This is a genomic window from Zoogloea sp., assembly GCF_023150065.1.
GTDB lineage: Bacteria > Pseudomonadota > Gammaproteobacteria > Burkholderiales > Rhodocyclaceae > Zoogloea.
Window position 1 is genome coordinate 12,675 of the sequence record NZ_JAKLLN010000006.1, and the last position, 12,457, is coordinate 25,131.

Consider the following 12,457-nt stretch of genomic DNA (forward strand, 5'->3'; position numbering starts at 1 on the left):
ACCAAGGATACGATCATGGAAACCAAACCCGTGCAATTCAAGAACCTCTCCCGCGAGGAATCCTACGGCTTCGACCGCAAGACCCTCGACTACATCCGCAATGCTGCCGCCCACGGGTTGTACGAGATCCGCGGCATGGGCGCCAAGCGCAAGCTGCCCAACTTCGATGATCTCGTCTTTCTGGGTGCCTCCATGTCCCGCTACCCGCTGGAAGGCTACCGGGAGAAGTGCCTGACCAAGACCGTGCTCGGCACCCGCTTCGCCAAGAAGCCCATCGAGCTGGACATCCCTATCACCATCGCCGGCATGAGCTTCGGCGCCCTGTCGGCCAACGTGAAGGAGGCCCTGGGCCTGGCCGCCACCGAGATGGGCACCTCCACCACCACCGGTGACGGCGGCATGACCCAGGAAGAGCGCCGCTCCTCCAGAACGCTGATCTACCAGTGCCTGCCCTCCCGCTACGGCTTCAACCCGGACGACCTGCGCAAGGCCGACGCCATCGAGGTGGTGATCGGCCAGGGCGCCAAGCCGGGCGGCGGCGGCATGCTGCTGGGCCAGAAGGTGAACCCCCGCGTCGCCAAGATGCGCACCCTGCCGGAAGGCGTGGATCAGCGCTCCGCCTGCCGTCACCCGGACTGGACCGGCCCGGACGATCTGGCCATCAAGATCCAGGAGCTGCGCGAGATCACCGACTGGGAGAAGCCCATCTACGTGAAGGTGGGGGCCACCCGCACCTTCAACGACGTCAAGCTGGCCGTGCATTCCGGCGCCGACGTGGTGGTGGTGGATGGCATGCAGGGGGGCACCGCCGCCACCCAGACCTGCTTCATCGAACACGTGGGCATCCCCACCCTGGCCGCCGTGCGCCAGGCCGTGAATGCCCTGGAAGACCTCGATATGAAGGGCAAGGTCCAGCTCATCGTCTCCGGCGGCATCCGCACCGGCGCCGACGTGGCCAAGGCCCTCGCCATGGGCGCCGACGCGGTGGCCATCGGCCAGGGCGTGCTGGTGGCCCTGGGCTGCAACGGCGAGACCTACTTCCAGAACGGCGGCCACCACGACGCCATCGCCGACTACAACGCGCTGGGCACCACCCCGGGCTTCTGCCACCACTGCCACACCGGCAAGTGCCCGGTCGGCATCACCACCCAGGACGCCATCCTGGAGCAGCGCCTGTCGCCGGCGGTGGGGGCCAAGCACCTCAAGAACTACCTCAAAACCCTGAACATGGAGCTCACCACCATCGCCCGGGCCTGCGGCAAGCAGAACGTGCATCACCTGGAGCCGGAAGACCTGGTCGCCCTGACCATCGAAGCCGCCGCCATGGCCGGCGTGCCCCTGGCCGGCACCAACTGGATCCCCGGCCGGGGCTTCTGAGCAAAAGGCGCGCCGGTGATCGACATCTGTAGGGGCGACTTCAGTCGCCCGCGGACTTCGATCAACGGCATGCCGGTGATCAACGTGCGGATGGGCGACTGAAGTCGCCCCTACAAGTCGCCCGCGGAGTCTGATCACCGGCCGGCCCGCAACCCTGTTTCTCCCTCTCGCCCCGCAAGGCGTTTCACCGGGGCGGCTTTCGGGCCGCCCCGTTTTTTTGCAGGAGACTGAATTCATGACTGCCCGCATCATCGACGGCAAGGCCCTCTCGAAACAGCTGCGCGAAGGCTTCAAGACCCGCGTCGGCGCCCTGGTGGCGCAGGGCGTCACCCCTGGCCTGGCGGTGATCCTGGTGGGCGACAACCCGGCCAGCCGGGTGTATGTGGGCAACAAGGTGAAGGCCTGCGAGGAATGCGGCGTGCGCTCCTTCCATATCGCCCTGCCGGGCGACACGGTGGAATCCGAGGTGCTGGCCACCATCGCCCGTCTCAACGCCGACCCGGCGGTGCACGGCATCCTCATCCAGCTGCCGCTGCCGCCCCACATCGACGGGCGCAAGGTGCTGGAGGCGATCAGCGTGCACAAGGACGTGGACGGCTTTCACCTCTACAACGTCGGCGGCCTGGTGGTGGGCAACACCATCTTCCCGCCCTGCACCCCCTACGGCGTGCAATTGCTGCTCGACACCACCGGCACCGACGTAGCGGGCCAGAACGTGGTGGTGGTGGGGGCCAGCAACATCGTCGGCAAGCCCATGGCCCTGATGCTGCTGCAGCGGGAAGCCACGGTGACGCTGTGCCACGCAAAGACGCGGGATCTGGCCCAGCACACCATCCTCGCCGACATCCTGATCGTGGCGGCGGGCAAGCCCGGGCTGATCGTGCCGCAGATGGTCAAGCAGGGCGCCATCGTCATCGACGTGGGCATCAATCGTTTGCCTGACGGCAAGATCGTCGGCGACGTGGATTTTGAAGGGGTGAAGGAGAAGGCCAGCTGGATCACCCCGGTGCCGGGCGGCGTCGGCCCGATGACGGTGACCATGCTGATCGAGAACACCCTGCGCTCGGCCGAACGCGCCCTGCGCATCCGCCAGACCGACGACTACCAGGACTGGGAAGCCCCGGTGCTCAAAGGGGTTTGAGCGTGGCCGCGGCCGCGGCCGCGGCCTCGACCGCGTGGCGCAGGAACAGGGCGCGAATATCGACCCTGGCCTTGAGCCGCGCAGCCAGCAGATAAAGGCCGCCGATCTTGCGGTGCAGGAACAGGGCATCGGCTGGCGGGGTGTGCCAGAACTCCCGGTCCATGCCCAGCCTGAGGCCCACATCGCGGATGCGCAGGGCCAGGTCCGAGGTGCCGAAGTCGTAGGGGCCGCTGTGGCGGAGGGGCTCGCAGGCCTGGGTGAAGATGTCCAGCACCAGGCGGCGATGGTGCTCCCGGATGTCGGCCTGGAAATAGCCGATCTCGCTGGCGGCGGCGTTCATGCCGGCCGTGTCGCCCAGGGCGCCACCGCTCAGCAGGCGCCGGTAGGCATCCACCATGGCCGGGGAGTAGGCCCGGGTGGCGCCGAAATCCAGCAGCACCAGGCGCCGGGAGGCGCTGTCGTAGCGGTAGTTTGCGAAGTTGGGGTCGGTCTGAACCAGATGGAATTCCAGGATCTCCCGGAACAGCAGGGAGAACAGCAGGCCCATCATCCGGTCGCGCTCCGCCTGGGGCGCGGATGCCAGTGACTCCACCGGCACGCCGTCCACGAAGCCCATGACCAGGATGTCGGGGGTGGTGAGCCCCTGGTGCACCCCGGGGAGGGTGTAGTCGGGGCTGTCGGCCAGCAGGGCGCCGAAGCGCTGGAGCTGCGCGCCCTCCCGCAGGTAGTCGGCTTCTTCGTGGAGCTGTCGCTTGGCCTCGCCGAGCAGGGGCGCCACATCCAGGGAGGAAGGCAGCAGCCCGGACAGGCGCAGCAGGGTGGCGACGTTGTCCACATCGCTGGAGATGCTCTGGCGTACCCCCGGGTACTGCACCTTGATGGCCAGGGGCTGTCCGTCCAGGGTTTCGGCGGCATGCACCTGGCCGATGGAGGCGGCGGCCATGGGGGTGAAGGAAAAGCGTCGGAACTGTTTCTCCCAGCCCGGCCCCCAGCTGGCCTCCAGTACCGTGACCAGCTGGCTCATGGGCATGGGGCGGGCATCGGCGCGCAGGCGGGCCAGGATGTCGGCGAGTTCGGGCGGCAGCAGGTCGCCGGCGTCCATGGACAGCAGCTGCCCCACCTTCATGGCGGCACCGCGCAACTGGGAGAGCTGATCGGTGACCCGACGGGCATTGGCGGGCGTCAGCAGCAGCTCACTGACGCTGGGCCGCCGGCCCTGGGCGAGCTGGCGCAGACCCTCGGCGAGCATGCCGCCGGCCACCCCCGAGGCGAGGCCGCCCAGCCGCGCGAGGCGCGACAGGCGGCTGCCGGGAACGGCGAAGGGAGCAGGGGGCCTGGGCGTACGCCTGTCGGACACGGGCTCAGCGACGCCGGCTGCCGCCACCGAGGATGGAGCCGAGCACGCCGCGCACGATCTCCCGCCCGATGGTGGAGCCGACGGTGCGGGCCACGCTCTTGGCGGCGGTTTCGGCGAGGCCGGGGTGGCGCCCGCCGCGGGGGCCGGTGCTGCCGAAGAGGATGTCGCTGAGGCCGCCGAACAGGCCGCCGCCGCTTTCTTCTGCCGGGGCCGCCTGACCACCGCGGGGGGCCGGGTTGCCGGCTGCCGGGGCCGCGCTGCTACCGCCCTGGAGCTTCTCGAAGGCGGATTCCCGGTCCACCACTTCTTCGTAGTGCCCGTAGATCACCGAGCCTTCGATGGCGGCCTTGCGTTCGCTGGGGGTGAGGGGGCCGAGGCGGGAGGCCGGGGCGATGATGGAGGCGCGCTCGACGATGTGGGGGCGGCCCTTTTCGTCGAGGAAGGAGATCAGGGCTTCACCCACGCCGAGTTCGGTGATGACCGTGGCGGCGTCGAACTCGGGGTTGGCGCGCATGGTTTCGGCGGCGGTCTTGACGGCCTTCTGGTCCCGCGGGGTGAAGGCACGCAGGGCATGCTGGACGCGGTTGCCGAGCTGTCCCAGCACCGTCTCGGGGACGTCCAGCGGGTTCTGGGTGACGAAGTACACACCCACGCCCTTGGAGCGGATCAGGCGCACCACCTGCTCGATCTTCTCGAGCAGGGCCTTGGGGGCCTCGTTGAAGAGCAGGTGGGCCTCGTCGAAGAAGAACACCAGCTTGGGCTTGTCCACGTCGCCGACTTCCGGCAGCTGCTCGAAGAGCTCGGCCAGCATCCACAGCAGGAAGGTGGAGTACAGCTTGGGGGCGTTGTAGAGCTTGTCGGCGGCCAGGATGTTGATCACGCCACGGCCGTCGGCGTCGGTCTGCATCAGGTCGGCGATATCGAGCATGGGCTCGCCGAAGAACTTGTCGCCGCCCTGGGTTTCGATGCCGAGCAGGCCACGCTGGATGGCGCCGATGGAGGCGGCGGAGATGTTGCCGTACTGGGTGGTGAATTCCTTGGCGTTGTCGCCCACGTACTGGATGGTGGCGCGCAGGTCCTTCAGATCGATGATCAAGAGGCCCTGGTCGTCGGCGATCTTGAACACCAGCTGCAGCACGCCGGCCTGGGTGTCGTTGAGGTTGAGCAGGCGCGCCAGCAGCATCGGTCCCATGTCGGACACGGTGGCCCGCACCGGGTGGCCGGCTTCGCCGAAGACATCCCAGAACACGGCGGTATTGGCCCGGGGCGCGAACTCGCTGATGCCCAGGGCGGCCAGGCGCTCCTTGAGCTTGGGGGATTCGACGCCGGCCGCGCCGACGCCGGACAGGTCGCCCTTCACGTCGGCCATGAACACCGGGACGCCGATGCTGGCGAAGGCCTCTGCCATCTTCTGCAGGGTGACGGTCTTGCCGGTGCCGGTGGCGCCGGTGATGAGGCCATGGCGGTTGGCCAGCTGGGGCAGCAGATGGATTTCCTTGTCCTTGGACTTGGCGATGAGCAGCGGCGCGGTCATGAATCTCTCCTGGCAGACGGGGCGAAAAAACGGTGAACGGGATTATCGGGCAAGGATCTGCCTTGGGTATGAAATCCGGTGGAATCGGGTTGAAATTGACGCGGATCAGTCGCGAAGCTGCGCGAAAAACAGGTGGCGGGGTAAAATCGCGCCTTTACGTCGCGAAGCAAGGACACAGAATCATGGCGGGTCATTCCAAGTGGGCCAATATCCAGCACCGCAAGGGCCGGCAGGACGAGAAGCGCGGCCGGGTCTTCTCCCGGCTGGCCAAGGAAATCACCGTGGCGGCCCGCATGGGTGGAGGCGATGCCGCTTTCAACCCGCGCCTGCGCCTGGCGGTGGACAAGGCCAAGGCCGTCAACATGCCCGCCGACAACATCGACCGTGCGGTCAAGAAGGGTACCGGCGAGCTGGAAGGCGTGACCTATGAAGAGTCGCGTTACGAGGGCTACGGCATTGCCGGCGCCGCGGTGATGGTGGACTGCCTGACCGACAACAAGACCCGCACCGTGGCGGACGTGCGTCACGCCTTCAACAAGTACGGCGGCAACATGGGCACCGACGGCTGTGTGGCCTTCCAGTTCAAGCACTGCGGCCAGCTGCTGTTCGCCCCGGGCACCTCTGAAGATGCACTGATGGAAGCCGCCCTCGAGGCCGGTGCCGACGACGTGGCCACCAACGACGACGGCTCCATCGAAGTCCTGACCGACCCCTACCAGTTCGGCGATGTGCGCGAGGCCCTGGAAAAGGCCGGCTTCACCGCCGAGTTCGGCGAAGTCACCATGAAGCCCCTCAACGAAACCGAGCTCGCTGGCGATGATGCCCTGCGCATGCAGAAGCTGCTCGACGCCTTGGAGTCCCTGGACGATGTTCAGGCGGTGTACACCTCGGCTGCAATGGACGAGGAGTAATAGGCAGACATGCCCGTGGGGTCGAACTCATTCGACCTCCGCAGCGTGAGCCACGGGCAGGCCGGTAACCGGAAGCCCGTCGTCGATTGAATTCGACACCTCCTGGAGGCGGCGCACGGGCGCCAGCCTCGCCGGTTGCGGCGCAGGATGGTGATGCCGAATGAGTGGGTCCTCAGCCCCCGCGCTTGCGACGGCGGACCGTGGCCAGCAAGCCTGCCATGCCGAGCCCGAGCAGGGCCATGGAGGTCGGCTCCGGAATCGGGCTGGCCCGGGGCGTGTAGTCGTATTCCACCGTGGCGCCACAGCCGGCCTGGGTGACGAGGCCGAGCGTGACCGTGCTGTTGCCGCCAGCCAGCTGCCTGTCGTCCGAATTCTCGCAGTAGATCGTGAAATTGCCGCCGCCCGCCTGGGCGAACAGGCCGGGCGTCAGCGTGTCCAGCGTCAGGGTCGCGCTGCTGATCACCGGGCCGATGCGGGCGCCCATGCCTGCATCCAGGCTGACCGGGCCGGTGGAAGCCTGCATCTGGAGGGCCGGCATGAGGACATCCAGGGTGGTGTTGAGGCTGGGCAGCGAGCTGCTGAAATACATCAGGATGACGGAGCTGGCAGTGACGGTCTGGCCGCTCCCCGACGTGTTGTTGAGCACGAAGGTGCTGTTCCCCGTGCCCGACAGGGTCAGCCGGACCTTGTGCAGGGTGCCGATATTGGCGTCAAAGAGATCCAGGATCCCGTCCTGGGAGATCGGCGTCAGTGAGTTGGCATTGCTGAAGGACAGGCTCGCCCCGTGGGCGGAGCCAGCCGCCATGCCAGCGGCCAGCGCCAGCGCGAGAACAGTCTTGATCACGGAGCACCCCATCGTCTTGAATCACTGTGCGGACCGGAAAAAAGGGCTTCCCGGGCGTCAGGCCGGATTCGTTTCAACACCCCCTGAAGATACCGAGCCTAGGCCGATCAGGTTGTTTCGGAGTGTTTCGTATTTATCGTTTTGGTTAATTTTGATCGTTTTGAGGAAATTTATCATTCCTCAATGTGCTGCAGTTCCCGCTTTGAGGGAGAATGGCTCCCATGCAATCGTGCTGGCCAGGGAAGGGGTATGGCCTCCGAAGGAGGGTGCGGAGCAGGAGGCGCAGGTATCGGTGAGGTTTGCAGGACGCTGTGGTGTAAATGGTGGACGAAAAAAGGGCCGCCTTGCGGCAGCCCCTCTCATCCTGCTGCGCTTCCCGGGTGCCCGGGGAGCGAAGAGAATTACTTGCGACGACGGATGGCAGCCAGACCGAGCATGCCGAGGCCGACCAGGGCCATGGAGGCGGGTTCCGGAGTCGGGTTGGACGGGGTGTCGTAGGTGTAAACCACGGACAGGCCGCAACCGGCTTGGGTTTCCTGGGTCACGCGGATGTTGCCGCCACCGCCGGACTGGGTGTTAACCACCAGGCTTTCGCAGGTGAAGCTGGTGGTGCCGGTGCCGATGAACTGGCTCAGGTCAGACGCGCTGAAGGTCAGGCTGTCGGTGGGGTTGGCGGTGCCCAGATCGGTCAGCACGCCAACCGGCAGGACGGTCGGGGGGAAGGTGAAGAGGTTCAGCGCCAGGGTTTGGGACAGGCCGGCACCGTCCAGGAACAGGGTCAGGTCGCTGACGAAGCCGAAGCGCTGGGATTGGGCGGCGGTGTTCAGCAGGGTGACGGTGGAGAGGGCTTCGCCGTTCAGGATGACGGAGACACCGGTCAGGGTGCCCAGGGTGGCGTCAAACTTGTTGATGTTGAAGACCTGATGGATCTCGGTGGTTTCGAGGGTCAGGGCAGCGGTTTGGGTGATGACGCCAGCCTGGACGGTGCCAGCGGCGATCAGTGCCAGGGCGAGAAGGGTCTTTTTCATTGATGAAACTCCAGTGGAAAATGGTGAAAGCCGGGACTGTTGGGTGGTGCTGGCTTGCTATCATGTCTTTAGCAATGTGTATGCCAGTTTAAATTTTGTATAAAAATCAATGGATTGTAAAATCCAAAAAACATATGCATCAAGAAGTGTCAAATCTTTCGACGCCCGGGCTTGTGCCTATCCCTCATGTGCTAGGGGAAATGCCGCGCCATGTCGAGGGAAAATGTCCTGCATATGTTCGTATGGCGATGGGCTTGGAAAGTTCTGTGCGCCGGTGTGTTGACGTAAAAAAGGCCGCCTTGCGGCAGCCTTTTCCATTCTGCTCTGCTCCCCGGAGGCCGGGGATGCAGGGAGAATTACTTGCGACGACGGATGGCAGCCAGGCCCATCATGCCGAGGCCGACCAGCGCCATGGAGGCGGGTTCCGGCACTTGAGCGGGCGGGGTGGTCGGAACGTCGTAGGTGTAAACAACGCTCAGGCCGCAACCGGCTTGGGTGTTCTGGACAACGGTGATGTTGCCGCCGCCGCCGGCTTGGCTGTTGGAAACCAGGCTGTCGCAGGTGAAGGAGGTGGTGCCGGTGCCGATGAAGGCGGACAGGTCAGCTGCGTTGATCAGCAGGCTGTCGGACGGGTTCACGGTGCCCAGGTTGACGGTCTGGCCAACTTGGATCTGGCTGTTGTAGTTGAACAGGTTCAGGGCCAGGACTTCGGAGAGGCCGGCGCCGTCCAGGTACAGGTTCAGGGTGCTGCCGAACTGGAAGCGCTGAGCTTGAGCGGCGGTGTTGGTCAGGGTGGCGCTGGAGATGGCTTCGCCGTCCAGGGTGATGGCGACGCCGGTCAGGGTGCCCAGAGCGGAATCAAACTTGTTGATGTTGAAGATCTGGTGGATCTCGGTGGTTTCCAGGTTCAGGGCAGCGGATTGGGTGATGGTGGCAGCTTGGGCGGAACCGGCGGCGATCAGGGCCAGGGCCAGAAGGGTCTTCTTCATGAATAGAACTCCAGTGAGAAATTTGTGAAAATTATTGGCAGCTTGGTGGTGCCGACGCTGCCTGGCCTTCTTTGAGCAAAAGGTGTGCCTGAAGTGGGATATTTCAAATAAATCAATATATTGTAAAGTGTGTAAAAGGGTGACATTAAGAAGTGTCAAATCCCTCGACACTTGATTGTAAATTCATGTTTAATTCCGTTGGCCGCGTTTTTGTTTAATTGATGAATTCGCCGCCTGCATTTTTTTGTATTCAAATTCAGTATCCTGGAATTGTTTTTTTCGGAATAATTTGCAATTATTTGTGTAATTATGTGATTTTGATGTTTTCGGGGCGATTAGATGGCTGAAGATCTGGGAAGTATCGGCGTGGAGCATCAGGAGCGCCGCCGTCGCCAGCGCTTTGTGGCCAAGCGCTGGGGCAGCGTCTGTTTCTGGGCGGTCATCGACGGGCAGCGCCGGCCACTGAACGACCTTTCCCTGGAGGGGTTCAGTCTGCCAGCGGGGGTGCCGCCCCTGGGCAGCGGTCCTTTCCCCTTTGTGCTGCAGATCGAAGGCGTGCCCGACGAGATCCGCGGCATGGCGCAGGGCATGAACTTTGTGCTGGGTGAAGAGGGCGGGCTGTTTGGTTGCCGCTTCCTTTCCTTCGAGGGTGAGGGGGCGGCCCGTCTGCATGACTGGCTGACGGTTCATGTGATTGCCACCGCCACCATCCGCATCTCGGAGAAGGAGGCGGCGGCGATCGTGACGGGCCCTTCCCTGATCTAGGCGTGGGGCGGGCGAGCGCTGCTTCAGGCTCCGGGCGGGTGCTGTGAAATCTGCCCAGGTGCTTGAAAGATATGATAAATTCCGTACCAGCTTCGCCGGCCATGCGCCGGCGTTTTCGTTTGGCCGCCCTGGCCCCCGAAAATTGAGGAATTCCTGCCGTGCTCATCGCCAACAACATCACCATGCAGTTCGGGGCCAAGCCCCTGTTCGAGAACGTCTCCGTCAAGTTCGGTGACGGCAACCGCTACGGCCTGATCGGCGCCAACGGGGCCGGCAAGTCCACCTTCATGAAGATCCTGGCCGGCGTGCTCGAGCCGTCCGCGGGCAACGTGGCCCTCGACAGTGGCGAGCGCATGGCCTTCCTGCGCCAGGACCAGTTCGGTTACGAGGATGTGCGGGTGCTCGATGTGGTGATGCAGGGGCATGCCGAGATGTGGACCTGCATGCAGGAGAAGGATGCGATCTACGCCAACCCGGAGGCCACCGAAGAGGACTACATGAAGGCCGCCGAGCTGGAGGGCCACTTTGCCGAGTACGACGGCTACACCGCCGAGGCCCGGGCCGGCGAGCTGCTGCACGGGGTGGGCATCCCCACCGAGCAGCACGCTGGCCTGATGCGTGAAGTGGCGCCGGGCTGGAAGCTGCGCGTGCTGCTGGCCCAGGCCCTGTTTGCCAATCCGGACATCCTCCTGCTGGACGAACCGACCAACAACCTGGACATCAACACCATCCGCTGGCTGGAAGACGTGCTCAACGAGCGCAACTCCACCATGATCATCATCTCCCACGACCGCCACTTCCTGAACCAGGTGTGTACCCACATGGCGGATCTGGACTACGGCCGCATTCAGGTGTGGCCCGGTAACTGGGACGACTACATCGAGGCCTCCACCCAGGCCCGCGAGCGCCAGTCCAACGCCAACCAGAAGGCCAAGGAGAAGGTCCAGGAACTGCAGGAGTTCGTGCGCCGCTTCTCGGCAAACAAGTCCAAGGCCCGCCAGGCCACCAGCCGCGCCAAGCAGATCGAGAAGATCAAGATCGAGGAGTTCAAGCCCTCGAGCCGCCAGTATCCGTGGATCCGCTTCGACTACGACGAGAAGGAAAAGCTGCACCGCCAGGCCGTCGAGATCGAGAACCTGACCTTCGGTTACGATCCGGCCAACCCGATCATCAAGAACTTCACCTTCACCGCCGACGCCAACGACCGCATCGCCATCATCGGCGAGAACGGCATCGGCAAGACCACGCTGCTGAAGCTGCTGGTGGGCACCGGCCTGCATGGCCTGGCGCCCCAGTTCGGCACCATCAAATGGGCCGAGAAGGCCAAGCTGGGTTATTACGCCCAGGATCACGCCGAAGACTTCGCCAGCGGCGAAAATCTTACCGACTGGATCAGCGGATACGTGCGCGAGGGCGGCTACGAGGGTGACGATGCCGAGACCCTGATCCGCGGCACGCTCGGTCGTCTGCTCTTCAAGGGTGACGACGTGAAGAAGTCGGTCAAGGTGATCTCCGGGGGCGAGCAGGGCCGCATGCTCTTCGGCAAGCTCATGCTCCAGCGCAAGAACGTGCTGCTGCTGGATGAGCCGACCAACCACATGGACATGGAGTCCATCGAGTCCCTCAACTCGGGTATCGCTGATTTCAGCGGCACCCTGTTCTTCGTCTCCCACGACCGGGCCTTCGTGTCGTCCATCGCCACCCGCATCCTCGAGATCCGCGGCCCCGGCGACATCGTGGACTACCGCGGCACCTACGAGGAATACCTGTCCAGCCAGGGCATCCAGTAAGCCTCCGGTTCTTCCATCGTCGGGCGCGCACACGCTCCGTGCCCGACGCGGGCTCCGCATCACCGTGAAACCCGTCATCCAGCCCATCCTCGTCGTGCTCACCATCCTGGTGGGGCTGGCGGTGGATCGCCATGGCGGGGCCTGGGGGCAACCCCTGGTGAGCCTGTGGGTATGGCTGCTCTTCGCTGTGCTGATGGTCCAGGCGGCAGGTTTGCGCCTGCGGCTGGTGGCCTGCCTGCTCATCGCCACTGCCGGTGAAGTGGTGCTGTCGCTGGTGTGGGGCTTGTACGACTATCGTCTCGGCAACCTGCCCCTGTTCGTGCCGCCGGGGCACGTGCTTCTCTACTGGCTGGGCCTGCAGTGGGCCGGGCGCGTGCCCGGGCGGGTGATTGCCCTCACGCCCTGGCTGGCCCTGGCGGCGGTCAGCGCCCTGGCGGTGGCCGGCATCGACTGGATGGGGCCGGCCCTGCTGGCGGTCTTTCTGGTCTGCGTGTGGCGGGGGCCCTCACCGCGGCTCTACATCACGATGTTTCTGCTGTCCCTCGGCATGGAGCTGTGGGGAACCTGGCTGGGCAACTGGACCTGGCGCGCAGCCCTGCCCGGGCTGGGCTGGCCGGTGGCCAATCCGCCCCTGGCGGCGGGGGCGTTCTACTGCGTTCTCGACCTGCTTAGTGAATCTGTGCGTCGCCGTAAAGCCTGCCACGCTACCTGAGGCCCGGGG

Annotated in this window: 11 protein-coding genes; 6 read left to right on the forward strand and 5 right to left on the reverse strand. The window is 64.8% G+C overall.

The annotated features are described in order from the left end of the window. Window positions 1-15: 15 nt before the first annotated feature. Both L6Q67_RS09130 and folD read left to right on the forward strand, forming a co-directional pair. Window positions 16-1,377, forward strand: coding sequence for an FMN-binding glutamate synthase family protein (locus L6Q67_RS09130; RefSeq protein ID WP_296568303.1), 1,362 nt, complete (start codon window positions 16-18; stop codon window positions 1,375-1,377). Window positions 1,378-1,612: 235 nt separating this feature from the next. After that, complete coding sequence (folD, locus tag L6Q67_RS09135) at window positions 1,613-2,518, forward strand: bifunctional methylenetetrahydrofolate dehydrogenase/methenyltetrahydrofolate cyclohydrolase FolD (protein WP_296568305.1); 906 nt, start codon at window positions 1,613-1,615, stop codon at window positions 2,516-2,518. Here the strand turns inward: folD and L6Q67_RS09140 are convergent. Both L6Q67_RS09140 and L6Q67_RS09145 read right to left on the reverse strand, forming a co-directional pair. Continuing rightward, window positions 2,505-3,875: an AarF/ABC1/UbiB kinase family protein gene (locus L6Q67_RS09140; RefSeq protein WP_296568307.1), complete on the reverse strand. Its 1,371-nt coding sequence runs from the start codon at window positions 3,873-3,875 to the stop codon at window positions 2,505-2,507. The two genes, folD and L6Q67_RS09140, sit on opposite strands and share 14 nt — an antisense overlap. A gap of 4 nt (window positions 3,876-3,879) precedes the next feature. Beyond that, complete coding sequence (locus L6Q67_RS09145) at window positions 3,880-5,409, reverse strand: helicase HerA-like C-terminal domain-containing protein (protein WP_296568308.1); 1,530 nt, start codon at window positions 5,407-5,409, stop codon at window positions 3,880-3,882. Window positions 5,410-5,591: 182 nt separating this feature from the next. Between L6Q67_RS09145 and L6Q67_RS09150 the strand changes: the two genes are divergently transcribed. Then, window positions 5,592-6,320: a YebC/PmpR family DNA-binding transcriptional regulator gene (locus tag L6Q67_RS09150; protein WP_296568309.1), complete on the forward strand. Its 729-nt coding sequence runs from the start codon at window positions 5,592-5,594 to the stop codon at window positions 6,318-6,320. A 172-nt stretch (window positions 6,321-6,492) separates the two neighbouring features. Here the strand turns inward: L6Q67_RS09150 and L6Q67_RS09155 are convergent, their stop codons facing one another. From L6Q67_RS09155 to L6Q67_RS09165, 3 genes are all read right to left on the reverse strand, one after another. Next, window positions 6,493-7,164 carry a choice-of-anchor E domain-containing protein gene (locus L6Q67_RS09155; protein ID WP_296568311.1) on the reverse strand — a complete coding sequence of 224 codons (672 nt, stop codon included), beginning with the start codon at window positions 7,162-7,164 and terminating at the stop codon, window positions 6,493-6,495. Between the two features lie 401 nt (window positions 7,165-7,565). Further along, window positions 7,566-8,192, reverse strand: coding sequence for a PEP-CTERM sorting domain-containing protein (locus L6Q67_RS09160; RefSeq protein ID WP_296568313.1), 627 nt, complete (start codon window positions 8,190-8,192; stop codon window positions 7,566-7,568). Between the two features lie 356 nt (window positions 8,193-8,548). Continuing rightward, on the reverse strand, window positions 8,549-9,181 hold the full coding sequence (locus tag L6Q67_RS09165; RefSeq protein WP_296568315.1) for a PEP-CTERM sorting domain-containing protein: 633 nt from the start codon (window positions 9,179-9,181) through the stop codon (window positions 8,549-8,551). A gap of 339 nt (window positions 9,182-9,520) precedes the next feature. Between L6Q67_RS09165 and L6Q67_RS09170 the strand changes: the two genes are divergently transcribed. The 3 genes from L6Q67_RS09170 (at window position 9,521) to L6Q67_RS09180 (ending at window position 12,448) form a co-directional block, all read left to right on the forward strand. Then, entirely contained in the window at window positions 9,521-9,946 is a 426-nt protein-coding gene (locus tag L6Q67_RS09170; RefSeq protein ID WP_296568317.1) for a PilZ domain-containing protein, read from the forward strand. A 158-nt stretch (window positions 9,947-10,104) separates the two neighbouring features. Beyond that, window positions 10,105-11,736, forward strand: a complete 1,632-nt coding sequence (locus L6Q67_RS09175; protein ID WP_296568319.1) for an ABC-F family ATPase — start codon at window positions 10,105-10,107, stop codon at window positions 11,734-11,736. Window positions 11,737-11,800: 64 nt separating this feature from the next. Further along, the gene (locus L6Q67_RS09180; RefSeq protein WP_296568321.1) at window positions 11,801-12,448 is read left to right on the forward strand and encodes a hypothetical protein; all 648 of its coding nucleotides are present in this window, start codon (window positions 11,801-11,803) and stop codon (window positions 12,446-12,448) included. Window positions 12,449-12,457: the final 9 nt, after the last annotated feature.

Coding starts and splice junctions, on each gene's coding strand:
- L6Q67_RS09130 (WP_296568303.1), top strand. CDS start 16: ATGGAAACCAAACCCGTGCAATTCAAGAACCTCTCCCGCGAGGAATCC.
- L6Q67_RS09145 (WP_296568308.1), bottom strand. CDS start 5,409: ATGACCGCGCCGCTGCTCATCGCCAAGTCCAAGGACAAGGAAATCCAT.
- L6Q67_RS09165 (WP_296568315.1), bottom strand. CDS start 9,181: ATGAAGAAGACCCTTCTGGCCCTGGCCCTGATCGCCGCCGGTTCCGCC.
- L6Q67_RS09150 (WP_296568309.1), top strand. CDS start 5,592: ATGGCGGGTCATTCCAAGTGGGCCAATATCCAGCACCGCAAGGGCCGG.
- L6Q67_RS09170 (WP_296568317.1), top strand. CDS start 9,521: ATGGCTGAAGATCTGGGAAGTATCGGCGTGGAGCATCAGGAGCGCCGC.
- L6Q67_RS09160 (WP_296568313.1), bottom strand. CDS start 8,192: ATGAAAAAGACCCTTCTCGCCCTGGCACTGATCGCCGCTGGCACCGTC.
- folD (WP_296568305.1), top strand. CDS start 1,613: ATGACTGCCCGCATCATCGACGGCAAGGCCCTCTCGAAACAGCTGCGC.